25 protein-coding genes and 1 tRNA gene are annotated in these 26,934 nt (G+C 76.0%); 22 read left to right on the plus strand and 4 right to left on the minus strand.

The features are described 5' to 3' along the window. Positions 1-4: 4 nt before the first annotated feature. Complete coding sequence (locus JOD57_RS16035; RefSeq protein WP_204692924.1) at positions 5-598, minus strand: 5-formyltetrahydrofolate cyclo-ligase; 594 nt, start codon at positions 596-598, stop codon at positions 5-7. A gap of 78 nt (positions 599-676) precedes the next feature. Here JOD57_RS16035 and galU point away from each other — a divergent pair, with 78 nt between their 5' ends. From galU to JOD57_RS26970, 11 genes are all read left to right on the plus strand, one after another. Then, complete coding sequence (gene galU, locus JOD57_RS16040) at positions 677-1,594, plus strand: UTP--glucose-1-phosphate uridylyltransferase GalU (RefSeq protein ID WP_204692925.1); 918 nt, start codon at positions 677-679, stop codon at positions 1,592-1,594. A 31-nt stretch (positions 1,595-1,625) separates the two neighbouring features. Beyond that, positions 1,626-3,026: a molybdotransferase-like divisome protein Glp gene (gene glp, locus JOD57_RS16045; RefSeq protein ID WP_204692926.1), complete on the plus strand. Its 1,401-nt coding sequence runs from the start codon at positions 1,626-1,628 to the stop codon at positions 3,024-3,026. Positions 3,027-3,099: 73 nt separating this feature from the next. Continuing rightward, entirely contained in the window at positions 3,100-3,651 is a 552-nt protein-coding gene (locus tag JOD57_RS16050; RefSeq protein ID WP_275582468.1) for a GNAT family N-acetyltransferase, read from the plus strand. 190 nt (positions 3,652-3,841) lie between these two features. Further along, on the plus strand, positions 3,842-4,570 hold the full coding sequence (locus JOD57_RS16055) for a SepX/GlpR family protein (RefSeq protein WP_307824726.1): 729 nt from the start codon (positions 3,842-3,844) through the stop codon (positions 4,568-4,570). 72 nt (positions 4,571-4,642) lie between these two features. Then, a tRNA-Ala gene (locus tag JOD57_RS16060) sits at positions 4,643-4,716 on the plus strand. A 198-nt stretch (positions 4,717-4,914) separates the two neighbouring features. After that, entirely contained in the window at positions 4,915-5,568 is a 654-nt protein-coding gene (locus JOD57_RS16065; RefSeq protein ID WP_204692928.1) for a hypothetical protein, read from the plus strand. Continuing rightward, a complete protein-coding gene (locus JOD57_RS16070) occupies positions 5,565-6,170 on the plus strand; it encodes a signal peptidase I (protein ID WP_204692929.1) in 606 nt (201 codons plus the stop codon). The genes JOD57_RS16065 and JOD57_RS16070 overlap by 4 nt, the downstream gene beginning before the upstream one ends. Before the next feature lie 82 nt (positions 6,171-6,252). Further along, on the plus strand, positions 6,253-7,302 hold the full coding sequence (locus JOD57_RS16075; RefSeq protein ID WP_204692930.1) for a hypothetical protein: 1,050 nt from the start codon (positions 6,253-6,255) through the stop codon (positions 7,300-7,302). Further along, on the plus strand, positions 7,299-8,951 hold the full coding sequence (locus JOD57_RS16080) for a GGDEF domain-containing protein (RefSeq protein WP_204692931.1): 1,653 nt from the start codon (positions 7,299-7,301) through the stop codon (positions 8,949-8,951). Before JOD57_RS16075 ends, JOD57_RS16080 begins: the two co-directional genes overlap by 4 nt. 123 nt (positions 8,952-9,074) lie before the next feature. Continuing rightward, positions 9,075-10,115, plus strand: a complete 1,041-nt coding sequence (locus tag JOD57_RS16085; RefSeq protein ID WP_204692932.1) for a hypothetical protein — start codon at positions 9,075-9,077, stop codon at positions 10,113-10,115. A gap of 129 nt (positions 10,116-10,244) precedes the next feature. Next, positions 10,245-11,240, plus strand: coding sequence for a polyphosphate kinase 2 family protein (locus JOD57_RS26970; protein ID WP_204692933.1), 996 nt, complete (start codon positions 10,245-10,247; stop codon positions 11,238-11,240). A 4-nt stretch (positions 11,241-11,244) separates the two neighbouring features. Here the strand turns inward: JOD57_RS26970 and JOD57_RS16095 are convergent, their stop codons facing one another. Both JOD57_RS16095 and JOD57_RS16100 read right to left on the minus strand, forming a co-directional pair. After that, complete coding sequence (locus JOD57_RS16095) at positions 11,245-12,039, minus strand: enoyl-CoA hydratase/isomerase family protein (RefSeq protein ID WP_204692934.1); 795 nt, start codon at positions 12,037-12,039, stop codon at positions 11,245-11,247. A gap of 56 nt (positions 12,040-12,095) precedes the next feature. Then, positions 12,096-13,625, minus strand: coding sequence for a dolichyl-phosphate-mannose--protein mannosyltransferase (locus tag JOD57_RS16100; RefSeq protein ID WP_204692935.1), 1,530 nt, complete (start codon positions 13,623-13,625; stop codon positions 12,096-12,098). A 105-nt stretch (positions 13,626-13,730) separates the two neighbouring features. Here JOD57_RS16100 and rsmI point away from each other — a divergent pair, with 105 nt between their 5' ends. Both rsmI and JOD57_RS16110 read left to right on the plus strand, forming a co-directional pair. Continuing rightward, complete coding sequence (rsmI, locus tag JOD57_RS16105) at positions 13,731-14,570, plus strand: 16S rRNA (cytidine(1402)-2'-O)-methyltransferase (RefSeq protein WP_204692936.1); 840 nt, start codon at positions 13,731-13,733, stop codon at positions 14,568-14,570. A gap of 131 nt (positions 14,571-14,701) precedes the next feature. Then, positions 14,702-15,571 (plus strand): endonuclease domain-containing protein, encoded by an 870-nt coding sequence (locus JOD57_RS16110; protein WP_204692937.1) that lies wholly within the window; start codon positions 14,702-14,704, stop codon positions 15,569-15,571. An 81-nt stretch (positions 15,572-15,652) separates the two neighbouring features. On the opposite strand, the gene corA is transcribed toward JOD57_RS16110, so the two are convergent. Next, positions 15,653-16,747 (minus strand): magnesium/cobalt transporter CorA, encoded by a 1,095-nt coding sequence (gene corA / locus JOD57_RS16115; RefSeq protein WP_204692938.1) that lies wholly within the window; start codon positions 16,745-16,747, stop codon positions 15,653-15,655. Between the two features lie 132 nt (positions 16,748-16,879). Here corA and JOD57_RS16120 point away from each other — a divergent pair, with 132 nt between their 5' ends. The 9 genes from JOD57_RS16120 (at position 16,880) to JOD57_RS16160 (ending at position 26,934) form a co-directional block, all read left to right on the plus strand. Then, positions 16,880-18,382, plus strand: coding sequence for an amino acid permease (locus JOD57_RS16120; RefSeq protein ID WP_204692939.1), 1,503 nt, complete (start codon positions 16,880-16,882; stop codon positions 18,380-18,382). Positions 18,383-18,481: 99 nt separating this feature from the next. Next, positions 18,482-19,129: a hypothetical protein gene (locus JOD57_RS16125; protein ID WP_204692940.1), complete on the plus strand. Its 648-nt coding sequence runs from the start codon at positions 18,482-18,484 to the stop codon at positions 19,127-19,129. 32 nt (positions 19,130-19,161) lie between these two features. Next, positions 19,162-20,955, plus strand: coding sequence for a methionine--tRNA ligase (gene metG, locus JOD57_RS16130; RefSeq protein WP_204692941.1), 1,794 nt, complete (start codon positions 19,162-19,164; stop codon positions 20,953-20,955). Then, a complete protein-coding gene (locus tag JOD57_RS16135) occupies positions 20,952-21,833 on the plus strand; it encodes a TatD family hydrolase (protein WP_204692942.1) in 882 nt (293 codons plus the stop codon). The genes metG and JOD57_RS16135 overlap by 4 nt, the downstream gene beginning before the upstream one ends. A 145-nt stretch (positions 21,834-21,978) precedes the next feature. Next, entirely contained in the window at positions 21,979-22,818 is an 840-nt protein-coding gene (locus JOD57_RS16140) for a hypothetical protein (protein ID WP_204692943.1), read from the plus strand. A gap of 373 nt (positions 22,819-23,191) precedes the next feature. After that, positions 23,192-24,298 (plus strand): resuscitation-promoting factor, encoded by a 1,107-nt coding sequence (locus JOD57_RS16145; RefSeq protein ID WP_204692944.1) that lies wholly within the window; start codon positions 23,192-23,194, stop codon positions 24,296-24,298. Between the two features lie 144 nt (positions 24,299-24,442). Then, positions 24,443-25,171 (plus strand): 16S rRNA (adenine(1518)-N(6)/adenine(1519)-N(6))-dimethyltransferase RsmA, encoded by a 729-nt coding sequence (gene rsmA / locus JOD57_RS16150; RefSeq protein ID WP_307824727.1) that lies wholly within the window; start codon positions 24,443-24,445, stop codon positions 25,169-25,171. After that, positions 25,168-26,127: a 4-(cytidine 5'-diphospho)-2-C-methyl-D-erythritol kinase gene (locus tag JOD57_RS16155; protein WP_204692945.1), complete on the plus strand. Its 960-nt coding sequence runs from the start codon at positions 25,168-25,170 to the stop codon at positions 26,125-26,127. The genes rsmA and JOD57_RS16155 overlap by 4 nt, the downstream gene beginning before the upstream one ends. A gap of 81 nt (positions 26,128-26,208) precedes the next feature. Continuing rightward, a complete protein-coding gene (locus tag JOD57_RS16160) occupies positions 26,209-26,934 on the plus strand; it encodes a DUF8692 domain-containing protein (RefSeq protein WP_204692946.1) in 726 nt (241 codons plus the stop codon).

Below are 26,934 nucleotides of genomic sequence, written 5' to 3' on the forward strand. Positions count from 1 at the left end.
CGTGTCACCTACCGGCGGGTAAGGCCCGCCATCCGCCGTCCGGGGTCACGACGGCGGTCACCGGCCGGTCGTGCGGCAGGGCGGGCAGCCGCTCGACGAGCTCGTCGTCGAAGACCAGCGCCACCACGACGGCGCCCGGGCGGGTGTGCCGCAGCGCCCGGTCGTAGTACCCGCCGCCCCGCCCCAGGCGGGTGCCGGCCAGGTCGACGGCCACCGCGGGGACGACGATGACCTCCGCCGCCCCCACCGCGGTCGGCCCGAGCCGCGGGCCGACCGGCTCGAGCAGCCCGAACCGGCCCGGGGCCAGCCGGCCGGTGTCGACCGCCCAGCCGAGGTCGCGGCCGCTGTCGGGGACGACGGGCAGCAGGACGCGGGCGCCCAGCTGGGTGAAGGCGGCCGGCAGCCGGCCGGTGCCCGGCTCGGTCTCGTCGGGGACGAACGCGGCCAGCGTGCGCACGCGGGCCAGGTGCCGGAGCAGGGTGGTGGCCACCGCCGCGGCCGCGGTCGCGCGCTCGGCGGGTGAGCGGTCCCGGCGGCGGGCCAGGAACCGGTCGCGGAGCGCCGCCTTGGCCGGCTCGCCGTCGTGCGGGGTGGTCACCGCACGAGGTTAGTGGCCCCGGGTGTTCCGCAGGACTGGCCGGCGAGCCGCTCCGGGCGGGCTGGTTAGGCTCCCGGTGTGGAGTCCCCGCGCACGCGCCCGGCGCGCAAGGCCGTCATCCCCGTCGCGGGGATGGGCACCCGGTTCCTCCCCGCCACCAAGGCGGTGCCCAAGGAGCTGCTGCCGGTCGTCGACCGCCCGGCGCTGCAGTACATCGTCGAGGAGGCCGCGCGCGCGGGCCTGCGCGAGGTGCTCATGGTCACCGGCCGCAACAAGGCCGCGATCGAGGACTTCTTCGACCGCACGCCCGAGCTCGAGACGGCGCTGGAGAAGAAGGGCGACGCCGGCCGGCTGGCCGCCGTCCACGAGTCCACCGAGGTCGCACAGGTGCACTTCGTGCGGCAGGGCGAGGCCCGCGGCCTGGGCCACGCGGTGCTGCAGGCCGCCGCCTTCGTCGGCGACGAGCCCTTCGCCGTCCTGCTGGGCGACGACCTCATCGACGCCCGCGACCACCTGCTCGAGCAGATGCTCGCCGTGCAGGCCGAGCACGGCGGCTCGGTGGTCGCGCTGCTCGACGTGGGCAAGGAGAACATCGACAAGTACGGCGCGGTCGCCGTCGAGCCGGGCGGGTCCGACGACGTGGTGTCGATCACCGGCCTGGTGGAGAAGCCGCCGGTCGACGAGGCGCCCAGCAGCCTGGCGATCATCGGTCGCTACGTGCTGGCGCCCGAGGTGTTCGACGTGCTGCGCGGGACCGAGCCCGGCCGCGGCGGAGAGATCCAGCTGACCGACGCGCTGGCCACGCTGGTCGAGCGCGGGCAGCCGGTGCACGGCGTCGTCTTCGGCGGCCGCCGCTACGACACCGGCGACAAGCTCGACTACCTCAAGGCCGTCATCCGGCTGGCCTCCGAGCGCGAGGACCTCGGCCCGGCGCTGCGCTCGTGGCTGACCGAGTTCGTGGCCGACCTGCCGGCCGAGGGCGCGTCGCAGGCCTGACCCGGCCCCCGCAGGGGGGACGATCTCGGGGATGACCGAGCACAGCACGGGGCGGGCGCGGGTGGCGGCCCGCGACACGACGGCGCTCGACCTGCGCAGCGGCGCCACCGTCGACCCCCCGGCGTCGCCGGCGCCGACCGTGCACGCGACGGCGCAGATCGACCCCGGGCAGGTGCCACCGCCGCGCCCGGCCGCGCCCGAGACGCCGGTGCTGCGCACCGTGGAGACCCACCTCGAGGAGATCCTCACCGCCGTCCCGCAGCCGGAGCCGATCGAGCTCGCCGTCCTCGACGCCCAGGGCCTGCTCTGCGCCGAGGAGGTGGTCAGCGCCCGCGCGCTGCCCGCCTTCGACCAGGCCGCGCTCGACGGCTACGCCGTCCGCGCCGAGGACGTCGCCGGTGCCGCGCCGGACGCGCCGGTCGAGCTGGCCGTCGTCGGGGAGACCGTCGCCGGCGCCGCCGGCCCGAGCGCGCTGACCCCCGGCCAGGCGCACAAGGTGACCGCCGGGGCCATGTTGCCCACCGGCGCCGACGTCGTCGTCCCGGCCGTGTGGACCGACGGTGGCGTGGTGCGGGTGCAGGTGCACGCCGCCCCGGAGGCCGGCGGCTACGTCCGCCGCACCGGCGACGACGTCTCGCCCGGCACCGCCGCCGTGCACGTCGGGACGCCGATCGGCCCCGCGCAGATCAGCCTGCTGGCCGCCGTGGGCCGCGACCGGGTGCAGGTGCGGCCCCGGCCGCGGGTCGCCGTCCTGTCCGCCGGCAGCGAGCTGGTCGACATCACCGCCACCCCGACGCCGGGCCAGGTGGTCGACGTCAACACCTACGCGCTGGCCGCCGCCGCCCGCGACGCCGGCGCCTCGGCCTACCGCTGGGGGATCCTGCCCACCGAGCGGCGCCGGCTCACCGAGGTGCTGGAGAGCCAGCTCCTGCGCAGCGACCTGGTGCTCATCGCCGGCACGCACACCACGGAGGGCGACCTCGTGCAGGAGGTGCTCGCCGAGCTCGGGCCCATGCGCTTCCGCCAGGTGACGATGCACCCCGGCGCGGTGCAGGGCTTCGGCCGGCTGGGCCGCGACGGGGTGCCGGTGATCTGCGTGCCGGGCGAGCCGGTGGCCGCCCTGGTGTCCTTCGAGGTCTTCGTCCGCCCGGCGATCCGCTCGATGCTGGGCAAGCGGCAGCTGTTCCGCCGCACGGTGCAGGCCATCACCGCCGAGCGGCTGGTCTCGCCGCTGGGCTACCGGCAGTACCTGCACGGGCAGGTCATGCGCCACCCCGACGGCGGCTACGTCGTCGAGCCGCTCGGCGACGGCGACGAGGCGATGCTCGCCCGCATGGCGCGGGCCAACTGCCTGATCGTGGTCGACGAGGACGTCACCGAGGTCGCCGAGGGCGGGTTGGTGACGGTCATGCCGCTGCTGCTGGGCGGCTGAGCTGGACCTCGACCCGCTGCAGCACCCCGGCTGGCCGGCGACCCTGGCGTACGGGCCGGTCCGGCTGCACCCGCTGCGCCGGGGTGACGCCGCCGAGTGGAGCCGGCTGCGGCTGGCCAACGAGTCGTGGCTGCGGCCGTGGGAGCCCACGGCCGGCGTCGCCTGGTCGGTGCGGCACACACCGGCGGCCTACCGCGCGATGCGCCGGTCGCTGCTGCGGCGGGCGCGGGCCGGCACGTCGATGCCCTTCGCCGTCCGGGTCGAGGGGCGGCTGGCCGGGCAGGTGACCGTGGACAACGTCGTGCGGGGCGCCCTGCGGTCGGGGTCGCTGGGCTACTGGGTCGACCGGGCGGTGGCCGGCCGGGGGATGGCCTCGCTGGCCGTGGCGCTGGTGTGCGACCACGTGTTCGGCCCCGTCGGGCTGCACCGGCTGCAGGCCGACATCCGCCCGGAGAACCTGCCCAGCCAGCGGCTGGTCGAGCGGCTCGGGTTCCGGCGCGAGGGGCTGCTGCGGCGCTACCTCGACATCGACGGCGACTGGCGCGACCACCTGTCCTACGCCCTGCTGGCCGAGGACCTCCCCGGCGGCGTGCTGCGCCACTGGCTGTCCCGCGCCCCGCGCTGAGGCCCCGCGGTAGCACGCTGACCGTGGGTGCTCGACCGACTCCGTGTCGACACGCCGCCGCGGTCGCCACTCCCGTCACACAACACTCCGGCGACACGCCCGCGCGCCTCCCTCTCCCGGGGGAGCGACCTGCATAACCTGCCGCGGCAAGTGACTCGTGTGACGGGTGGTGTTCTCGATGGGGTCAGGCGTGCTGCTCGCCGCTCTGGTCGTGCTGTGGTTCGTGGTGCTGGTGCCCATGGTGGTGACCCGTGACACCTCCTCGACCCGTGCCGGGGTCGGTCAGGGCCGGACGCTGCAGCGCCGGCGGGCCGGTGACCCGGTCCGCTCCGCGGCGACCGAGCGGGTGTCGGTGGACCGCGACACGCTGCGCCGGACCGGTGAGCTGCGGGTCGACGTGCACGCCGTCCGCCGCCGCACGCTGGCCGGGCTGCTGGCGCTGACGGTGCTCGCGCTGGTCGGCGCGCTGGCCGTGTCGCCGTGGCTGTGGCTGCTGCAGGGGCTGCTCGACGTCGCACTGGTCGGCTACCTCGCGGTGCTGCGGGCCGCCGCGCGCCGCGAGCAGATGGCCGCCCGCCGCGCCGCCCGTGCCGCGGCCCGCGTGCGCCCGGCGGCCGCCCGCCCCGAGCCCGCGCCGCGGCCCGCCCCGGTCGCCGAGCCGGTCCGGTTCGCCGAGCCGGCCCGGGTCGCCGAGCCGGCCCCGGCCGTGGCCGAGGAGGAGCCGGGCCACTCGACGGTCGGCCTGCCGCACCCGAGCCTGCCGCTGGCGCCCGTGCACCCGCTGCGCCCGGGCCGCGTGGTGGCCGCCCGCACGCCGACGCCGGCCGGCTGGCAGGACAGCGCCGTCGTGGGCCTGGACGACGACGACATCGGCTTCGCCGACGTCGACCTCTACCAGCCGCGCGTGGTCAACGGCTGAGTCGTTCCCGTCCCGGGTGCCGCCCCCGCCGGCGGCACCCGGCACGGCGGGCGGTATCGTCGTCGTCCGTCAGGGGCTGTGGCGCAGACCGGTAGCGCACCTCGTTCGCATCGAGGGGGTCAGGGGTTCAAATCCCCTCAGCTCCACCCCGCTTCCCGTCAGGCCGGGCCCTCCGGGGCCCGGCCTGACGTGTCTCCGGCGCCGTCCGCACCGGCCCCGTCCCCCCTCGACTCACCCGGTCGGGTGACCCCTCCGCCGCCGCGCTCATGGCCCGCGCCGGGACGCCCGATGCCTGCTGTGACCAGCACGCAGAGCCCCTGCGTCACCTCACGAAAGGAGGCATCGTGCGCGCCTCCCTGCGCCGCGGTCGCCGATCCGTGCTGGCCGGTGCGGTCCCCGTGGGCCTGGTGCTGAGCGTGGCGCTCACCTGGAGCTCGACCCACGCGGCCTTCTCGGCCAGTACGGCCAACCCGGGCAACTCCTGGCAGACCGGCAGCGTCGCGCTGGCCGACAACGACAGCAACACGGCCCTGTTCCAGAGCGCCGTCGAGACCGGCCTCGTCCCCGGTGCCACCAAGTCCCGCTGCATCCGCCTCGACTACACCGGCGACGTCCCCGCCGACATCCGGATGTACGTCGGCACGCCGGCCGGCGGCGGCGCCACCCTGGACAGCTACCTCGTGATGAGCGTGGAGCGTGGGCAGAACGTGACCGGGACGACCATGGTGGCGCCCGACTGCACCGCCGGGTTCACCCAGAACGCCACCCGGACCTTCCTGTTCAACACCCGCCAGGCCAACGACCCCCTTGCCGACCAGGCGGCCACGCTCACCGCGCTGCGCACCCGCGCCGACTACACCACCGGGCTGTCGCTGGGCACCCCGGTCGCCCCGGGAACGTCGCTGACCCTGCGCATCTCCTACCTGGTCAAGGACGACAACAACGCGCAGCGGTCCCGCTCCGACGCCACCATCACGTGGGAGGCGCGCAACACGTGACCACGCCTCCCGCTCCCTCGTGGCCGGCCCGGGCCGCGGCCACCGGCCGGATCGCCGTCGCGGTCGTCCTGGTGGCCGTCGCCGGGCTCGGTGTCCTGGCCCTGGTGCCTCGGCTCGTCGGCTTCGAGGGCCACGTGGTGGTCTCCGGCTCGATGGCGCCGCAGCTCGCCGAGGGCGACGTGGTGCTGACCCGGCCGGTCGCCGTGCCGGACCTCGAGTCGGGTCAGATCCTGCTGTTCCCCGACCCCTCGAGCGCCGAGCGGCTCGTGGTGCACCGGCTGGTGTCCTTCGACGAGCAGGGCGCCCTGGTCACCCGGGGGGACGCCAACCAGAGCAACGACACCACGCACGTGCCGGCGGCCAGCGTCATCGGCCAGGTGCAGCTGCGGGTGCCCTACATCGGCCTCCCCGCGTACTGGCGGGCCGAGGGCCGATGGGGCCCGATCGGCGCGACCGCCGTCCTGCTCGCCGCGGCCGCCGTCGTCGTCGCCGGCCGGTCCGGCGGCGGCCGGGGCCGCACCACTGCCGACCGCGTCCCCGCACCGCGGGGCCGCACCACCGCCGACCGGCTCGGCGCCCCGGCCGTGGGCACCGCCGTCTGATCCGTCGCCCGCCCCGCTCAACAACCGCGCCGCGGAGCCGATGACACCAGGAGGCCGGTACCGCGCCGGGGAGGAGGACAGCGTGCTCCGAGCACCGCAGACCGCTCCCCGGCGTGCCGCCGGCGGCGGCCGCGCCGCCGCCTGGCTGGTCGGCGCCGCCCTGTTCGCCGCCCTCGCCGCCCAGGGGTTGCCGGTCGGCACCACCCCCGCGGCCGCCGGCACCACCGCGGTCAGCCTGGTCGACGACCGCGGCGGCGCCGCGCTGTTCCGCTCCACCGGCCTGACCCCCGGGCGCACCGAGAGCGCCTGCGTCGCGCTCGCGGTCACCGGGTCGGCCGAGTCGCTCGGCGAGGTCGAGCTCAGTGCCACGGGGACCGGCGGCGACCTGGCCCCCTACCTCCAGGTCGGCATCGAGGCCGGCACGCTCGCCGACCCGGCCCGGTGCGCCACCTTCTCCGGCGTGCCGGTCTGGAGAGGGACGCTCGCCCAGCTGCCCACCGACGCCATCGCCGGCATCCCGACGGGCTGGCGGCCGGAGGTGGCGTCCCGGGCGGTCTTCCGGCTGACCGTCTCCGTCCCCGATGACCCCACGGCACAGGGTCGCCGCGCCGCGGCCACGTTCGTCTGGGCGCTCGACGTCGAGCCCCACCCACCGGCCCCCGAGCCCACGCCGGAGCCCACGCCGTCCGCCGTCCCGGCCCGCACGCCGGTGCCGCAACCGGAACCCACGCCCACGCCCACGCCCACGCCGGAGCCGACGCCGGAGGTGGTCCCGGCGCCCACGCCGGAGCCGATCCCCACCCCGGAGGCCCCGAGCCCGACGCCACCGCCGTCGGACGACCCGCCGCGGACCGGCGACGTCGTCCAGGCCGAGCCGCTGGAGGCCCCGCCGGCGACGGTCGCCGAGGCGGTCGCCGAGGCGGTCGCGGAGGTGGCCGCCGCGGTCGGGGAGACGGCGGTCGCCGTCGCCCAGGACGGGCAGTTCCCCCTCGCGCTGGTGGGCGGGGTGGTCGGCTTCCTCTTCGTCCAGGGCCGGCTCGACCGGCGGGACCCCAAGCTGGCGCTGGCCCGGGTCAGCTCCGACGTGCACGAATTCCAGGACTTCCCCCGAACGCCGAGGACCACGACATGAGCCAGGCATCCTCGTCCGCGCCGCAGGACCTCGACCTCCTGCCGCTGGCCGACCGGCTGCGGTGGCTGCTCGCCGTCCGCACCGGCCTGGTCGTGGCGCTGCCCCTGGCGGCCTGGCCGCTCACGCGGACGGCGGAGACGCTGCCCGTCGAGTACCTCGTGCTGCCGGGGGTGGCGCTGCTGGCGTTCGGGCTGCTGCTGCAGAAGCTGTCGGGCCGGGGACGCCGCTGGGCGGTCCTGGCGATCACCGTGCCGGTCATCCTCGACGCGGTCCACCTGGGGTGGGCGCTCTACGTCACCGGGGGCATCGGCAGCCCCGTCGTCTACGTGATCGTGCTGCACGTGCTGGCCGTCTCGCTGCTGAGCTCCTTCCGCAGCGGACTCAAGCTCGCGCTGTGGCACTCGCTCGTGGTCATGTGCGTGCTGGAGGGCGTCACCACCGGCTCCCTGCCCGCGCGCGCCGGGGTCGAGGGCTTCGACGCGGTCACCTACAGCGTCTTCCTCACCGTGGTGTGGGTGACGGCGGTGACCACCGCCGTCCTCGGCGCGGTCAACGAGCGCGAGCTGCGGCGGCGCCGCTACGACGAGGAGGCCCTGCGCCGGCTGGCCGCGGCGCTGCACGAGGCGGAGAGCACCACCGCGGTGGCCGAGGCGCTGCTGGACTTCACCGTGGACGCGGCCGACGCCGCGATCGCCGCGGTGCACTGCCACGTGCCCGCCGGCGCGGCCGGTCCTCCCGTCGACCTGGCGCTGCGCCGGCGCGGGGACGGCGAGGTGGAGGTGCTGCGGGAGGTCGGCGCGCCCGCCGAGGGCTCCCTGCTCGACGACGTCGGCCGCCACGGCAGCACCTTCCTCGCCGCGGTGACCGCCCCCGACGCCTGGGTCGACGAGGTGCTCGACGGGGCCCGCCGCGTAGTGGCCATCCCGTTCGGGCTCGACGGCCAGGGCAGCGGCGTGCTCACCTTCACCGACGACGCCCGCACCGGGTCCCGCATCCAGCAGCGCCGGGTGGGCGTGGCCGAGCAGGCCGTGGCCCACGCCGCGACCGCCTTCGCCCGCGTGGCGCTGCTCGAGCACCTGCAGCGCAGCGCGTTCACCGACGGCCTCACCGGGGTGTTCAACCGCCGCGCGTTCGACGCCGCGCTGGACCGCGAGCTGTCGCTCGCCGCCCGCACCGACGCGCCGCTGGCGGTGCTGATCTTCGACCTCGACCACTTCAAGAAGCTCAACGACACCTTCGGCCACCAGGCCGGCGACGACGTCCTGCGCGGCGTCGGCGCGGCGCTTCGGTCGAGCGCGCGGCTCGGCGACGTCGTCGCCCGCTACGGCGGCGAGGAGTTCGCCGTGGTCATGCCGGGCGCGGAGGCCGACGACGCCATCGCGTTCGCGCGGCGCATCCGGAAGGTCCTGGCCGACGTCGAGGCGCCGCGCCCGATCACCGCGAGCGTCGGCATCGCCTGCCAGCGCGGGGCGGGGTTGCCCGCCGCCGACCTGCTCGGCGCCGCGGACACGGCCCTGTACGCCTCCAAGGCCGGCGGCCGCGACCAGGCCCGCATGGCCGGCGTCGAGGGACCGGTCAGCGGGGCCGAGGTCGAGGACCTCGTCGTGCAGGTGCAGTACCCGTGGCAGGAGACGGCCACGGCGCGCTGAGCGCCGGCGCAGGTCCCCCCTCCGGGGGAGGGCTCACGGGGCGGCCACTCAAGTCGGCACGGCCCGCGGCCGATGCACCGGCGAGGACCCCGCGACCGGGCGGGACCCGGACGGAGGACGGCGATGACACGGTCGAGGCGCCCGCGGCAGCTACCCCGCCGCGTGCTCGCCGCCGTCGTCGGCGCCCTGGGCCTGCTGGCCCTCACGGTCCTACTGCCCGGCGCGTCCGCGCGGTTCACCTCGGTGACCGCCAACCCCGCCGGCGCGTGGGCCACCGACGGGGTCGCGGCCCCGACGGGACTGACGGCGGTCCAGACCTGTACCCGGACGCCCATCACGTTCCGCGGGGCCACCACGGCGACGAGCCAGTCACCGCTCACCCTCAGCCCTCCTGCCACGACCCAGGTCGGCGACGTCCTGGTGGCCCAGGTCGCCTACTACGGAGCCGCGACGATCAGCGCGCCCAGCGACTGGACCCACCTCTTCACGGACACGAGCGGCGGGTTCGTGACCTCCGCCGTGTACCACAAGGTCGCCACGGGCGCCGACACCGCGACGTTCACCCGTCCCGACTCCAGCCCCGGGGACATGGTGGGCGGGATCCTCGCCTACGGCGGCGTCGACCGGAGCAGCCCCGTCGCCGTCTCCGCCAGGGTCACGGGTGCCGGTGAGACGGTCACCCTGCCGACGGTGACGACGACGGTGAAGGACACGATGGTCGTGTACCTCCTGGGCAGGCGGGTCGCGCCGTTCCCGACGCCCGGGGGCCTCCGCGAACGCTGGAAGCTCAGCTCCGACAGCGAGGGTGTCACCGCGGCGGACGAGTCATTCGTCGGGCCGGGCACGACCCCGTCCCGCTCCACCTCGTTGGCCGGCTCCACCACCGAGTACGTCGCCCAGACGATCGCCCTGCGGCCCGTGGCCCCCCTGGTCGAGGCGGCGCTCTCGTGGACGGCTAGCTCCAGCTCATGGGCGACCGGCTACCACCTCGAGCGCAGCTCGGGCGGCACGGTGCAGTCGACCCGGCCGATCACGCCGATCACGACGCCGACCGCGACAGAGGGGCCGCTGGTGAACGGCACCGCGTACACGTTCCGGCTGTCGGCCTACCGCGGGACGTGGACGTCCGCGTCGGTGACCACCACGCTGACCCCCTCCTGCTGAGCGGGCCCGGCCGGCCCGGGTGCGGCTGCGCGCAGGTCGCCGATCGACAGCGACGGGGACGCGACTTCGTCAAACCGCGCGGCGCCGACGTCCCCGGTCCGGGGCCCCGGGCCGCCTACCGTCCTCCCCGTGGCAGCGGGGGAGCATCCGGTCGCCTCCCTGCGGGAGGCCGCGCGCCCGGTCGCTCGCCTGCGGGAGGCGCTGGCCGTCGAGGTGCTCCTGGACGCCGTCTGGCGGCCCGCCGCGCTGCTCGGCTGGCGGCACGAGGACGACGGCCGCTGCCAGGTGCGCGTCCGGCTCGACTGGGACGGCCGGCCGCGCGTGCTGTGGACGCCGCTGACGATCCTCCGCCTGCCCGAGCCGGTGGCCGCGCCCGGGCCGCGCGCCGCCGCCGGAGCGCCCGCCGATCCGCCCGGGTCGCCCCGCCGAACCCTGCCGCCACCGGTGCCGCCGCCCGCGCGCCCGCTGGTGCACCGCGCTGCGCGGCCGCCGGTGCGGCGCGTCGAGCGGGTCCCGCCGGAACGGCCGCTGCCCGTCGCCGACGACGTCCGCCTGCTGCACCTGCAGATCGAGCTGCTCAAGCTGCAGGCCTGGGTCCGCGAGGAGGGCCGGCGGGTGGTCGTCGTCCTGGAGGGCGCTCGCGACGCAGGACAGGGCGGCGTCGCGGCCGCCCTCGTCGAGCACCTCGACCCGCGGACGGTGACCGTCGTGCCGGCCGGGGCGCCGGACCGTGCCGCGCACCTGCCCGCCGCCGGGCACGTGGTCGTGTTCGACCGGTCCTGGTGCGGACCTCTCGCCCGGGACCCCGCCCGGCGGGACGCGCCCCTGCGCGACCTGACGACGCTCGAGCGGGTGCTGGCCGGCGGCGGGGTGCTCCTGGTCAAGCTGTGGTTCTCCGCGGCCCGGCCCGACGCCGACCCCGTGGCGGAGGCGGCGCTGCTCGGCGCGACGTCGACGGCCGCCGCGCCGTGGACGGTGCTCGCCGCCGACGACGAGGGGCGGGCCCGCCTGGAGGCGCTCCGGCACGTGCTGTCGGTGGTCGACTACCGCGGCCGCCGCGACGACGTCGTCGGCCGGCCCGACCCGCTGCTGGTGGCGCCCGTCCCGGTCGCGGCGGAGCCGTGAGGGCTCAGACGGCGCCGCGGAAGTCCGGCCGCCGCTTCTCGACGAACGCCCGCACCCCCTCCCGGCCCTCCGGGTCGGCGGCGGACTCGGCGATCAGCCGCGCCTCGTCGTCCAGCTGCTCCTCCAGCGTGCGGATCGCCGCCCGGCGGACCAGCCCCCGGGTGCGGACCATCGCGCGCACCGGGCCCGCGGCCACCGTGTGCGCCAGGGCGACCGCGGCCGCGCGCAGGTCGGTGTCCTCGACCAGGCGGGCGACCAGGCCGAACTGGTGGGCCTCGGCGGCGGTGAGCGAGCCGTCGGTGAGCATCAGCTCCAGCGCCCGCGGGGCGCCGAGGGCCCGGGTCAGCGCCCAGGAGCTGCCGCCGTCGGGCGAGAAGCCCAGCGCCCCGTAGGCCGGGCGGAACTTCGTCGAGCGGGCGCAGACGACGACGTCGCACGCCCCGACCAGCCCCACCGCTGCCCCGGCCACCGCACCCTGGACGCCGGCGACGACGGGCACCGGGCTGTACAGCAGCCGGCGCACCACCTCGTGCCAGTCGTGCGCCAGCTGCCCGACGAACGCGCCGGGGTCCTCCGCGCCGGCGAACGCGCGCACGTCACCGCCCACGCAGAAGCGCTCACCGTTGCCCAGCAGCAGCACCGTCCGCGTGGTGTCGGGGCGTGCCTCGAGCGCCGCGGTCAGCTGCTCGGCCGTGGCCGGGTCGAGGGCGTTGCCCGCCTCGGGCCGGTCGAGCGTGATCGTCCAGACGTCGCCGTCCTGTGCCGACAGGACGCGCGGGCGGTCGGTGGGGCTGGTCATCGCATGGTCCTCCCGGGAGCCGGTGACGACCACCGTAGGGCCGGCCGGCGGCGTCCTCAGAACCAGGACGGGAACCACATCCGCAGCAGCCACTCCGCGTGCGACAGCGGGCGCCCGGCGAGCACGGGGTGGAAGAACGCGAACGTGCCGGCCACGACCGCGACGTAGCCGCTGACGGCGGCCAGGCCCGCGCTGCGGCGCCACGGGGGAGCGCCGGGCCGGCCGAGGACGTCCTGCAGCACGAGGGTCACGGCCAGCACGAAGAACGGCAGGACCGGGGCCGTGTAGAAGATGAACATCGTGCGCTCGGGGTTGAGGAACCACGTCCCCCACCCCGCGGCGACGGCGACCGCGACCAGCACCGCCGCCGGGTCGCGCCGGGCGACGATCCGCCAGCCCGTCCAGACCAGCGCGGGCGCGAAGGCCAGCCAGAGGGTCGGCGTCCCGACCATGAGGATGTAGCGGATCACCTGCTCGCCCGAGGCGTCGGTGAGGCCCTGCGGGTTCCACAGCAGGATCGGCCGGCCGTTGACCAGCCACGACCAGGGGCCCGACTCCCACGGGTGCGGCGTCGACAGGCCGTTGTGGAAGGTCCACCACTCGACGTGCATGTGCCACCAGGAGCGCAGCGCGTCGGGGACGAACGGGAACGCCGTGTCCGGGTTGCGCTGCGCCCACCAGCGGCCCTGCGCGGTCTCCCCGAGGAACCACCCGGCGAAGCCGGCCAGGTAGGTGAGCACCGGGACCGCCACCAGCGCCCAGGTCGCGCCGGGCAGGCCGCGGCGCAGGGCGGTCGCCGTCGGCGCGGGGACGCCGGCCTCGCGCCAGGCCGCGCGGTCCCAGAACAGCGACAGGACCGCGCAGAAGGCCAGGAAGTACACGCCGCTCCACTTCACCGAGCAGGCGCAGCCGAACAGCAGGCCCGCCGCGATCCGCCAGCCGCGCGGGCCGAGGCGGAAGCCGGTGCGGGGGACCGGCCGGTGGGCGCGGACGCGCGCCCGCACCCGGTCGCGGTCGACGACCAGGCAGGCGACCGCGGCGAGCACGAACACCTGCAGGAAGACGTCGAGCAGGCCGATCCGGGAGACGGTGAAGGCGAAGCCGTCGAGGGCCAGCAGCAGCCCGGCGACCAGGCCGAGCAGCGTCGAGCCGGTCAGCCGCCGGGCCAGCCGGGTGAGGACGACGACGGCCACCGCCCCGGCGACCGCGGACGGGAAGCGCCACCCGGAGCTGGTGTAGCCGAACAGGTGCTCGCCACCGGCGATCAGCCACTTGCCCAGCGGCGGGTGGACGATGAACGTGTAGCCGCGGTTGTACTCGTGGCCCCAGGTCAGCAGGTCGTACGCCTGGGGCGGGTAGTACGCCTCGTCGAACAGCAGGGTGTCCGGGTAGCTGATGCCGACCAGCCGGCCGCCCAGCGCGAGGACGCCGAGGGCGAGGGCCAGCAGCCACGACAGCCACCGGTCGGCCGGCAGCGGGGGGATGCGGTCGACGCGCGGCCGGGGCGGCGGCCAGCGGCGGGCCGCGCGGGCCGGCGCCTCCGGCGGGTCCCCGGCGTCCGTGCGCTCGGGAGCCAGCACCGCCATGGGCCTCAGGGTAGTGAAGGGACCCGCCTGCCCCCTGACGCCCGCGGGCTCGCGCCGGGCCCCGGCAGGCGGGCCTCCGGCGGGCCGGCGTGACAGGCTCGGGGCGTGACGGGACGGCTCGTGCTCGGCGGCGCACCGCTCGGCCAGCCCGGCGACGTCGGCCCGCGGCTGCGCCGGGTGATGGCCGAGGCCGACGTGCTCGCCGTCGAGGACACCCGCCGGCTGCACCGGCTGGCCACCGACCTCGAGGTGGTGTTCACCGGGCGCGTGGTCACCTTCCACGAGTCGGTGGAGCGCGCGCGGCTGCCCGGGCTGCTCGCGGCGCTGGCCGACGGCGCGACCGTCCTGCTGCTCACCGACGCCGGCATGCCGTCGGTCTCCGACCCCGGCTACACGCTGGTGCGCGCGGCGATCGAGGCCGGCGTCGACGTCACCTCGGTGCCCGGGCCCTCGGCGGTGACGACGGCGCTGGCGGTCTCGGGGCTGCCGGTGGACCGCTTCTGCTTCGAGGGGTTCCTGCCACGCAGGGGCGGGGAGCGGCGGTCCCGGCTGGCCGGGCTGGCCGACGAGCGCCGCACGATGGTCTTCTTCGAGTCGCCGCACCGGCTGGCCGACGCGCTGGCCGACGCCGCCTCGGCCCTGGGCGCCGACCGGGAGGCCGCCGTCTGCCGGGAGCTGACCAAGACGCACGAGGAGGTCCGGCGGGGGCCGCTGTCCGCGCTGGCCGCCTGGGCCGCCGACGGGGTGCGGGGGGAGATCACGCTCGTCGTCGCGGGTGCTCCGGCGCGGGCGGTGACGATGGACGCCGCCGCGCTGGCCGCCGAGGTCGCCGCCGAGGAGGCCGCGGGCGCCACCCGCAAGGACGCCATCCGCGCCGTCGTCGCCCGCACCGGCCTGCCCCGCCGCACCGTCTACGACGCCGTCGTCGCCACCAAGGACACCTGACCCGCTCCCGCCGGACGGCCGCGTGTGCACACGTCGCGGTCGTGCGGGCGTCCGGGGAGCGACACGTGCACACGGCGTCGCCTGTGGACGACGAGGACGGCGGCGTGCGCGCGAGCGGTCAGCCTGCGCGCATGCCGACGAGACCCCTGCCCGACCCACTGCGCGACCACGTCTTCCGCGGGACGGACGTCGTCCGTCGCGGCCTGCTCACCCCTGCGCAACTGCGGGGTCCGACGTGCCGGGCGCTCTTCCGGGACGTCTACGTCGACGCCCGGGTGCCCGACTCGCACCGGCTGCGCGCCCGGGCGGCGGCCCGCCTGTTGCTCCCGGGCGCCGTCGTCTCGGGGCCGAGCGCGGCGGTGCTGTGGGGTGTGGACCTCGCCGACGAGCGCGACGACGTCGAGCTCGTCCTCCCTCCGGGGTCACACCCGCGGCGCATCCCGGGCGTTCGGGTGCGCCGCCTGCAGCTGGATCCGGCCGACGTCCGGGTGCGCGGGCGGGTGCGGGTGGTGTGCCCCCTGGTGGCGACCGTCCGCGTGGCAGCCCTGTGTGGACCGGAGGAGGCCGTCGTGGCGATCGACCGGATGGTCGCTGCGGGTGTCGTCGACCTCGGGGAACTCCGTGCCCGCGTCGCGACGCCGAGGGCCGCCTCTGCCCGGGTCCGGCGGGCCTGCAGCCGGGCGGACGGTCTGGCGGAGTCACCCCAGGAGACGCGACTGCGCCTGCGGATGGCCGGCGGCGGGCTGCCGGCACCGGTGGCCCAGTACGCCGTCCGGTACGAGGGCCGCGAGATCGCCCGGGTCGACTTCGCCTGGCCCGAGCTCCGCGTCGCGGTCGAGTACGACGGTGCCTGGCACGCCGAGCCGGGTCGGTTCGCCCGCGACCGGCAGCGGCTCAACCGGCTGCAGGCGGCGGGCTGGACCGTCGTCTTCGTGACCGCCGCGGATCTCCACCGCCCTGCCCAGATCCTGGCCAAGATCCGGACGGCGCTCGTGCGGTGATCACGTCGTGTGCACGTACTGCGCCCTCGACGGCGACCGGCTCGCGATGTGTGCACACGCCGCGACCCCGCAGCCGCGGCGCTAGAGCCAGCCGTTGCGCTTGAAGCCGCGGTGGAGCAGCAGGCAGGCGACCACGATGACCAGCAGCACCATCGGGTACCCCCAGCGCCAGCGCAGCTCGGGCATGAACTCGAAGTTCATCCCGTAGATGCCGGCGATCGCGGTCGGGACGGCGATGATCCCCGCCCAGGCCGAGATCTTGCGCATGTCCTCGTTGTCGGCCATCGACGTGCGCGCGAGCGAGGCCTGCAGGATCGAGGTCAGCAGCTCGTCGAGGCCGGACACCTGGTCGCGCACGCGGATGGCGTGGTCGAGCACGTCGCGGAAGTAGCTGCGCATCGCCTCGGGGACGGCGTCGACCTGCCGCTCCGAGAGCTTCTGCAGCGGCACCTCCAGCGGCCCGACCGCCCGCCGCAGCGACATCAGCTCCCGCTTGAGCTGGTACAGCCGGCCGATGTCGTCGGTGCGGTCGGGGCTGAACACCGACGCCTCGAGTTCGTCGACGTCGTCCTGCACCTGCTCGGCGACGTCGACGAACGTGTCGACGACGAGGTCGGCCACCGCGTAGAGCACCGCGGCCGGCCCGTGGCAGAGCAGGTCGTGCTGCTCCTCCAGCCGGTGCCGCAGGTCGGTCAGGTCGTTGTGGTCGCCGTGCCGCACGGTGATCACGTGGTGCTGGCCGAGGAAGACCATGACCTCCCCGGTGTCGACCACCTCGCTGTTGGCGGTCAGCTGCTCGTGCTCCACGTACCGGGCGGTCTTGAGCACCATGAACAGGTCGTCGTCGTAGCGCTCGAGCTTGGGCCGCTGGTGGGCGTAGACGGCGTCCTCGACGGCCAGCGGGTGCAGGCCGTAGCGCTCGGCGATCGCGCCCAGCTCGGCCTCGGTCGGCTCGAACAGCCCCAGCCACACGAACCCGCCGCGCTCGACGGCGGCGGCCAGCGCCTGGCCCGGCTCGACCGGCGGCTCGCGGCGGCCCTGGACGTAGACGGCACAGTCGACGACGGCGCCGGCGCCGTCGGGCCGCGTGCGGGCCGGTCGCGGGGCACCGGCGGGTCGCGGCCGGGGGGCCGGCAGGTACAGCCCGGGTGGGCCGTCCGTCTGCTGATCGCTCACCGCGTTCCTCCTCCCGTCCCGCCGGGGGGCGGGCGAGAGGAGCGTAGGCGTGCGGGCCACCGGCCACCGTGCCACGCTGCCGGGGAGGCCGGCCGAGTCCAGGCCGGCGTCGCGCTCGCCGAGGAGGACGCCGTGACCGCAGGGTCCCGCCGGGTCAAGTCCGTCGAGGAGTCGATCCGCGACACCGACGAGCCGGAACACCGGCTGAAGAAGAACCTGTCGGGCCTGGACCTCACCGTCTTCGGCGTCGGCGTGATCATCGGCACCGGTATCTTCGTGCTCACCGGCCTGGTGGCACGCGACCAGGCCGGCCCGGCGGTGGCCATCTCGTTCGTCATCGCCGGCGTGGTCTGCGGCCTGGCGGCGATCTGCTACGCCGAGTTCGCCTCGACGGTGCCGGTGGCCGGGTCGGCCTACACGTTCAGCTACGCCACCTTCGGCGAGTTCATCGCCTGGATCATCGGCTGGGACCTCGTCCTGGAGCTGGCCCTGGGCGCGGCCACGGTGGCGGTCGGCTGGTCGGGGTACCTCAACCAGCTGCTCGCCGACATCGGCACGCCCCTGCCGACGTCGATCGCGGGCGAGACGGCGACGGTCAACATCCCGGCGATCGTGATCACGCTGATCATGACCGGCGTCCTGATCCTCGGGATCAAGCTCTCCTCGCGCGTCACCACCATCATCGTGGCCATCAAGCTGGCCGTGGTCCTGCTGGTCATCGTCGTCGGGTTCTTCTACACCACCGCCGACAACTACTCACCGTTCGTCCCGCCGGCCGAGCCCGCGGCCGCGGGGGAGGAGGGGTGGCTGCACACGCCGCTGATCTCGCTGCTCACCGGGTTCAGCCCCGGCACGTTCGGCTGGGGCGGCGTGCTCGCCGGCGCAGCGATCGTCTTCTTCGCGTTCATCGGCTTCGACATCGTGGCCACCGCGGCGGAGGAGACGCGCGACCCCAAGCGGGACATGCCGCGCGGGATCCTCGGCTCGCTGGCGATCTGCACCGTGCTCTACGTGGCGGTCTCGCTCGTGGTCGTGGGGATGCAGAACTACACCGAGCTGAGCGCGACCGCACCGCTCGCGGGCGCGTTCTCCGCCAACGGGATGCCGGTCTTCTCGAGCATCATCTCGCTGGGCGCGCTGGCCGGGCTCACCTCGGTGGTGATGATCCTGATGCTCGGTCAGTCCCGGGTGCTGTTCGCGATGAGCCGCGACCACCTGCTGCCACCCGGACTGGCGAAGGTCCACCCCCGGTACGGCACCCCGTACCGCATCACGATCGCGACCGGGATCGTGGTCGCGCTGCTCGCCGGGTTCGTCCCGCTCACCGCACTCGCGGAGCTGGTGAACATCGGCACGCTCTTCGCCTTCTTCCTCGTGTCGATCGGCGTCTGGGTGCTGCGGCGCACCCGTCCCGACCTGCACCGTTCCTTCCGGGTCCCGTGGGTGCCGGTCCTGCCGATCGTCTCGGCGCTCGCCTCGCTGTGGCTGATGTCCAACCTGCCCACCGACACCTGGCTGCGGTTCGGCATCTGGATGCTGCTCGGCATCGGCATGTACTTCGCGTACAGCCGCGGCCACAGCCGGATGGCCACGGGGCAGCGGATGTCGGCCGCCGACAACATCGCCCGCCGATGACCCCCTCGGACGGGTGAGGCGGGCTCCGGCGCACCTCCGGAGCCCGCCCGCACGCGACGACCTGACCGGTGACCGACGTCCCCGGCCAGGAGCAGACCCGTGGCGACCAGCGTCCTCGACGCCCCCCTCCCGATCCGGCCCGCCGGCGCGGCCGGCCACCCGCGCCGCCGGCCGCTCGCCGTCCTCCTGCTGGCCGCGGTCTGCGGACTGCAGTCGCTGGCCCTGCTCGCCTGCGGGCTGACCGGCCTCGACGGGCTGCTCACCGCCGCGTCCCGGCCTGCGGGTCCCGTCGTCGTGGCCGTCCTCGGGGGGCTGGCGGGCTGGATCGTGGCCTGCGGGGCCGCCGCGCTGGGGGTCCTGGAGGGGCCCGGGCGCCGGCTGGCGGCCGGCGTGGCGTGCGCCGAGGTGGTCCTGGTGGCCGGGCTGCTCCTGCTCGGCCTGCTCACCCCGGTCCTCGACGGCCTGCCGGTCACGCTGCCGCTGCCGCTGCCGCTGCCGCTGCCGGCGCTGGCGCTGCTGGCTCTCGCCGTCCCGGTCGGCAAGCTGCTGCTGGCCTCCGCGCCGTCGGCGCTGGCCTGGGCTGCCGTGGTGCGCCCGCGGCACGAGGCGCCCGCGGCGGTGACCCACCCGCGGGTGCGGCTGGCCACCGTGGCGGTCATCGGCCTGGCCCTGTGCACCCTCGCCGTCACCACCCCGGTGGGCGGTGAGCTCCCCGCCCCCGCCACCGCGGGTACCGGCCAGCACTGAACCGGGTGGACCCCGCCGCCTAGGCTCGACACGTGAGTGATCGGCACATCCTGACCGCCGTGGCCTGGCCCTACGCCAACGGCCCGCGGCACATCGGCCACGTCTCCGGCTTCGGCGTCCCCTCCGACGTCTTCAGCCGCTACCACCGGATGGCCGGTGACCGGGTGCTCATGGTCAGCGGCACCGACGAGCACGGGACGCCGATCACCGTCGCCGCCGACGCCGAGGGCGTCAGCCCCCGGGAGATCGCCGACCGCAACAACCGGGTGATCGTCGACGACCTGCAGTCGCTCGGGCTGTCCTACGACCTGTTCACCCGGACGACGACGGCCAACCACGCGGCGATCAGCCAGGAGATCTTCCTGGGCCTGCTCAAGAACGGCTACGTCTTCCCGAAGACCACGCTCGGCGCGATCAGCCCCTCGACCGGGCGCACCCTGCCCGACCGCTACATCGAGGGCACCTGCCCGATCTGCGGCTACGACGGCGCCCGCGGCGACCAGTGCGACAACTGCGGCAACCAGCTCGACCCGGTCGACCTGATCAACCCGCGGAGCCGGATCAACGGGGAGACGCCGAGGTTCGTCGAGGAGGAGCACTACTTCCTCGACCTGCCGGCCTTCACCCGCTCGCTGGGCGACTGGCTGGACTCGCGGCGCGGCTGGCGGCCCAACGTCCTCAACTTCGCCAAGAACCTGCTCACCGACCTCAAGCCGCGCAGCTACACCCGCGACATCGACTGGGGCGTGGCCGTGCCGCTCGACGGCTGGCGCGACCGTCCCGACAAGCGGATCTACGTGTGGTTCGACGCCGTCGTCGGCTACCTGTCGGCGTCCATCGAGTGGGCCCGCCGCTCCGGGGACGACGACGCGTGGCGCCAGTGGTGGCAGACGCCGGACTCCGACGCCTACTACTTCATGGGCAAGGACAACATCGTCTTCCACGCCGAGATCTGGCCCGCCCAGCTGCTCGGCTACGACGGCGAGGGCGACCGGGGCGGGACGCCGGGCTCGCTGGGCCGGCTCAACCTGCCCACCGAGGTCGTCTCCAGCGAGTTCCTCACCATGGAGGGACGCAAGTTCTCCTCGTCCCGCCAGGTCGTCATCTACGTGCGCGACTTCCTCGCCCGCTACGACGCCGACGCGCTGCGCTACTTCATCGCCGCGGCCGGCCCGGAGAGCCAGGACACCGACTTCACCTGGGCGGAGTTCCTGCGCCGCAACAACGACGAGCTGGTCGCCGGCTGGGGCAACCTGGTCAACCGCACGGTGTCGATGGCGGCGAAGAACGTCGGCGCCGTCCCGACGCCGGGCGAGCTCACCGACGCCGACCGCGCGCTGCTGTCCGCGACGCAGGGTGCGTTCGGGCCGATCGGGGAGCTGCTGTCGCGCAACCGCCAGAAGGCCGCGGCGACCGAGGCGATGCGGGTGGTCGGCGAGGCGAACAAGTACCTGTCCGACCAGGCGCCGTGGAAGCTCAAGGAGGACCCGGCCCGCCGGGACACCGTGCTGCACACCGCGCTGCAGGCGGTCAGCGACTGCAACGGGCTGCTCACGCCGTTCCTCCCGCACTCCGCGCAGAAGGTGCACGAGCTGCTCGGCGGCACCGGCACGTGGTCGCCGTCCCCGCGGATCGAGGAGGTCACCGACCTCGACGACGGCTCGCCCTACCCCGTCATCACCGGCGACTACGAGTCGGCGCAGGCGGTGTGGGCGTCCCGGCCGCTGCCGTCGGGCACGCCGCTGGCGCCGCCCACCCCGGTGTTCAGGAAGCTCGACGAGTCGATCGTCGCCGACGAGCTGCGGCGGCTCGTGGGAGACGAGTGAGCCGGTCGGCCGCGTCGCGGGCCAACCGGCGGGGCGAGCCGCCGCCGCCCCCGGAGCCGCTGCCGGCGCCCGCCCTCGACAGCCACACCCACCTCGACATCGTCCTGGGCGAGCGCCCGGCCGACGGGCACGGCGAGTGGGCCACCGGGGAACGGGTCGACGCCGAGATCGCGGCCGCGGCCGCCGTCGGCGTGACCCGGCTGGTGCAGGTCGGGGTCGACGTCGCCTCGTCGCGGTGGTCGGCCGACCTGGCCGCGCGGCACCCCAGCGTGCTGGCCGCGGTCGCGGTGCACCCGAACGAGGCCGGCGCCGGCGGGGCGGGCGGGGACGCGCTGGCCGAGATCGACCGGCTCGCCGCGCTGCCGCGGGTGCGGGCGGTGGGGGAGACCGGGCTCGACCGCTTCCGCACCGGCCCCGAGGGCTGGGCGGCGCAGGAGGCGTCGTTCCGCGCGCACATCCGCATCGCCAAGGAGCACGGCGTCGCGCTGGTCGTCCACGACCGCGACGCGCACGGCGAGATCCTCCGCGTGCTCGACGACGAGGGTGCGCCCGAGCACACGGTCCTGCACTGCTTCTCCGGCGACGCCGCCTTCGCGCGGGCCTGCGTCGAGCGTGGCCACGTCCTGTCCTTCGCCGGCACGCTGACGTTCGGCAACGCCGGCGACCTGCGCGAGGCCGCCGCGCTCACCCCGGTCGACCAGCTGCTCGTCGAGACCGACGCGCCGTTCCTCACCCCCGTCCCGTACCGCGGCCGGCCCAACGCCTCGCGGCTGGTGCCGCACACCGTGCGGGCGCTGGCCGAGGTCACCGGTGTGGAGCTCGCGCAGCTGTGCGACGCCCTCACCGCGACCGCCGAGCGGGTCTTCGGCCCCTGGTAGCAGGAGGACCCCCCCACCCCCCACGCCCCGCCGCCGCCCGGCGCGGGTCCCTGCGGGGGCCGGCTGCCCGCGCCTCGCGACGCCCGGCGCGGGCCCCTGCAGCGGGGCCGACCGGGCGGCCCGCAGGCGGGGCACACTGGTCCCCGTGGGACGCCTCATCGCCGTGGTTCTCTTCATCGCCGTCCTGGTGCCCGGTGTGCTCCTCGCCCGGGCGTGGGCGCTGGCGGCCGGCCGCCGCGCCGTCGCGTCGGCGGGGGTGGAGTTCGCCACCCCGACCCCGGAGGGCGTCGCCACGCTGCAGCGACAGGCACAGCACGGCCGGCGGGTGCGCCGGCTCGGCCTGCTGCTCGGTGTCGTCGGCATCGCGGCCAGCGTGTGGATGTTCGCCGAGGCGTCGGTGTTCCTGTGGCTGCCGGCCCTGGTGATCGGCCTGCTCACCGGCGTGGTGCTGGCCGAGGCCACCCGGCCGCGGCCGCGCTGGCGGCTCTCCGACCCCGCCCGCCGCCCCCGGCGCAGCGAGCAGGTCTCGCCGTGGCTGCTGTGGACCATGCGCGCCGTCGTCGTCGCGGAGGTCGTCGTCGCCGCGGTGATGTGGCAGCGCGGCGACCTGCCCGACACCGTCGGGGTGGTCGCTCTCGCCGTGCCGCTGGCGGTCTGGCTGCTGGCCGAGGCCGCCCTCCTGCGCGTCCTCACCCGGCCGCTGCCGGCCGAGGGTGCCGACGTGCCGGTCGACGAGGCGCTGCGCACCTGGACGGCGCACCTCGTCACCGCTGCGGCCAGCGTGCTGGCCCTGCTGCCGCTGGGCACGCTCCTGCTGGTCGCCGGGATCGACCTCGGCGACCGGGTGACCGAGAACGTCGACCTGCTGCCGGTCGCCCTGGTCGCCGGCGGCTTCGCGAGCCTGGCCGCCGGTCTCGCCGTCGCGTGCTTCCTGCTGACCTGGCTGCGCCCGGTGCGCGCGGACGAGCGCGCCCTCACCGGCTGACCAGAGCGCGCCGGCCGGCCGAGGGCCGGCCGGCGGAGGCGCGGATCGGGCTCCGGTGCCCTGATCGGGGTGTCCGCTCCGCGGTGACCTCGATCACGAGCTGACCCCACCGACCACGGCTGTCCCCCCCGTCCCACGCGGCGCGTTCGTCACTCACCGTGTCGGCGTGGTGCCGAATCGACGTGTCGCCCGGCTGCTTCACTCTGCGTGCACCGTTGCTAGACGCACCGCGCTCGTTACCGTGTCGTGACCGACAGCCGGGATGGGGGATCGATCCGGGCGGCGTCCGACGGCCCTGGGGTCCCCCTCGTGGTCGGCTGCCGCGCGTCCTGCGATCGCCTCCGCCCGGCGCCCCTGACCTCGTGGAAGTGCCGTGCCCCGAACGCTCAAGCTCGCCCTCCTCGCCCTGGTCCTGCTCGGACTGGTGGGCGGCTCCCTGGCCTGGTTCGCCGCGCAGAAGTCGGTGACGCTGACCATCGACGGGCAGGTCCGCGAGGTGAGCACCTACGCCGACACGGTCGGCGAGGTGCTCGACGAGGAGGGGCTGGAGGCGCAGGCGCACGACGTCGTCCTCCCCGACCTCGGCGCCGAGGTCGGCGACGGTGACACCGTCGTCCTCAACCGCGCCCGGCCACTGCAGCTCACCGTCGACGGCGTCGCCAGCGAGGTCTACGTGACCGCGCTGTCGGTCGAGGAGGCGCTCGACCAGCTCGGCTACCGGGCGGAGGGCCTGGTGCTCTCGGCCAGCCGCAGCGAGCGGCTCCCGCTGGACGGCATGGCGCTGTCGATCTCCACGCCGAAGGACGTCGTGCTCGTCGTCGACGGCGCCTCGCGCGTGGTCACCACCACCGCCGCCACGGCCGGCGACCTGCTCGCCGAGCAGGGCGTGACCCTCGGCGCGACCGACCGCACCAGCCTCTACCCCGACCAGCCGCTGCTGGCCGGCATGCGGCTGCAGGTCTTCCGGGTGCAGGTGAGCGAGGTCGTCGAGACCAGCCCGCTGGACTACGAGACCGTCGAGACCGAGGACCCCGAGGCACTCGAGGGCGAGGAGACGGTCACCCAGGAGGGCGTGGAGGGCGAGCAGGCCACCACCTTCCGCATCACCGTCGTCGACGGCGTGCAGACCGCCCGCGAGCAGGTGGGCACCACCGTCACCCGTGAGCCGGTCGACGAGCTGGTCAGCGTCGGCACCAAGGAGCGCCCGGTCGCGGCGTCGTCCGGGACCGTCCCGGCCAGCGCCGACGGCCTCAACTGGGCGGCGCTGGCCCAGTGCGAGTCCGGCGGCCGGCCGGACGCCCTGAGCTCCACGGGCAAGTACCGCGGGCTGTACCAGTTCTCCCGGACCACGTGGGAGTCCGTGGGCGGGGTCGGCGACCCCGCTGCGGCCTCGGTGGCGGAGCAGACGCTGCGCGCCCAGATGCTCTACGCGCGCTCCGGAGCCGGACAGTGGGGCTGTGGACACCACCTCTTCGACTGAGCCGGACCGCTGAGCACCCCCGAGCAGGGCGACGGGCTGCTGGGCCCGGCCGCGATCCGCGACCTGGCCCAGCAGCTCGGGCTGCGTCCCACCAAGACGCTCGGGCAGAACTTCCTGCACGACGCCAACACCATCCGGCGGATCGTGCGCACCGCCGGGCTGCGGCCCGACGACGTCGTCCTGGAGGTCGGCCCCGGCCTCGGGTCGCTGACCCTGGGCCTGCTGCCCGCGGCCGCCGCCGTCACCGCCGTCGAGATCGACCCGCGGCTGGCCGCCCTCCTGCCGGCGACCGTGGCCGGGCGGCGGCCCGACCTCGCCGGCCGGCTCACCGTGGTCGAGGCCGACGCGCTGCGGGTGACGGAGCTGCCCGGGGCCCCTCCGACGGCGCTGGTGGCCAACCTGCCGTACAACGTGGCGGTGCCCGTCCTGCTGCACCTGCTCGAGCTGCTGCCCTCCCTGCGGCGCGCGCTGGTCCTCGTCCAGGCCGAGGTCGCCGAACGGCTGGCCGCCCCGCCGGGCGGCTCCGCCTACGGCGTGCCGTCGGTCAAGGCCGCCTGGTACGGCGAGGTGCGCCGGGCCGGCGCCGTCGGGCGCCGCGTCTTCTGGCCCGAGCCCAACGTCGACTCCGGGCTGGTCGCCCTCGACCGCCGGCCGCCCCCGCCCGGCGACCGGGCCGCCACCTTCGCCGTCGTCGACGCCGCCTTCGCCACCCGCCGCAAGGGCCTGCGGGCCGCGCTGGCCCGCTGGGCCGGGAGCGCCGCCGCCGCCGAGGCGCGGCTGCGGGCGGCCGGCATCGACCCCGCCACCCGCGGGGAGCAGCTGTCGGTGACCGACTTCGCCCGCCTGGCGGCGACCGACCCGGTCGCGCCGTGAGCTGGTCGTCGCCGGGCGGGGCCGGGCACACCCGCGGGGACGGCGCGGTCACCGCGCACGCCCCCGCCAAGGTCAACGTCTCGCTGGCCGTCGGGCCGCTGCGGTCCGACGGGTTCCACGCGCTGCAGACGGTCTACCTGGCCGTCTCGCTGCTCGACACGGTCACCGTGCGTCGCGGCGAGGGCCTGTCGGTCACCGTGACCGGGGAGGGCGCCGCTGGGCCCGACCCGGTGCCCACCGACCGGCGCAACCTCGTGTGGCGGGCCGCCGAGCTGCTCGCCGAGCACGCCGGCGTGCCCGCCGAGGCCGCCATCGCCGTCGACAAGGCCATCCCGGCCGCGGCCGGGCTGGCCGGGGGCAGCGCGGACGCCGCGGCCACCCTCGTCGCCCTCGACGCGCTGTGGGGCACCCACGCCACCCGCGGCGACCTCACCGCGCTGGCCGCCGAGCTCGGCAGCGACGTGCCCTTCGGCCTCGCCGGCGGCGTCGCGCTGGGCAGCGGCCGCGGGGAGCTGCTCACCCCGGTCCTGGCCCGGCGGCAGTGGCACTGGGTGCTCGGCATCGCCGAGGGCGGGCTGTCCACACCGGCGGTCTACGCCGAACTGGACCGGCTGCGCGCCGCGGGCCGGCTGCCCGAGGGCGCGCAGTCGCCCTCGCCCGAGGCGGTCCTCGCCGCCCTGCGCAGCGGACCGCCCGACGCCCTGGCCACCGCGCTGACCAACGACCTGCAGGCGCCGGCGGTCTCGCTGCGGCCGGCGCTGCGCCGTGCGCTGCGCAGCGCCACCGACGCCGGCGCGACGGGAGCGCTGGTCAGCGGCTCGGGACCGACCGTGGCCGCGCTGGCCGAGGACGAGGACGCCGCCGTCCGGTTGGCCGCCGTCCTGGCGGGGGAGGGCGTGTTCCGGACCGTGCGCGTGGTGCACGGCCCCGTGCCCGGGGCGCGGCTGGTCGGCTGACCCCCCGGCAGGGGTGAGGTGGGTGAACGGAGGGTGACCGGGAGCTTGACCGGTGGAGTCGGCTCACCGATGCTGGCCGCCGTGCCAGGTCAGCCGCGTGCCGAGTCCGAGAGTGGCCGGTCGCGGCTGCCCGTCCCGATCAACCGTGCAGTCGTCGGCGTCCTCGTCGTCATCGCCGTGCTCGCCGTCCTGGGGGTGGTCGCGGTCGGTGCGGAGTCGGGGTGGAGGCACCTCGACCTGGACGGCGAGTACACGGTCCCGGCGGCCTTCTCGGCCCTCCTGCTCGGGTGGTGCGCGCTCGCTGCGGCCGTCCTGGGCCGGTCGACGAGCCGCCGGGCGTCCACGTGGCCCCTCGCCCTGCTGTTCGCGCTGATGGCGGTCGACGAGAGCTTCTCGGTGCACGAACGGCTGGAGTCCGCCACCGGCGTCGACTGGCAGCTGCTGTACTCACCGGTCGTACTGGCCGGTGCCGTGGCCTGGGTGGGCGTGGCCTGGCAGGTCCGCCGACGGCCCGAGGTGCTCCTCCCGTGGGTCGCCGGGGCGGTGGCCTGGGGTGTCGCCCAGGTCCTCGAGGCGGTGCAGTGGGACGGCGACGTCAAGCGGGCCGGGTACACGGCGATGATGGTCACCGAGGAGCTGCTGGAGATGACCGGGTCGGCGGCGTGGGGCACGGCACTCGCGCTCCAGCTCGCCGCTCTGGGCGTGGGCCGGCACCGGTGGTCACGGGCACCCCGCCCCGGCCGGGTCGACAGGTCCCACCCGGTCGGGCGGGACGTGACCGCCCCTGCCTCCACCGAGCCGGTCTGA

It is taken from the genome of Geodermatophilus bullaregiensis, assembly GCF_016907675.1.
Classification (GTDB): Bacteria; Actinomycetota; Actinomycetes; order Mycobacteriales; family Geodermatophilaceae; genus Geodermatophilus; species Geodermatophilus bullaregiensis.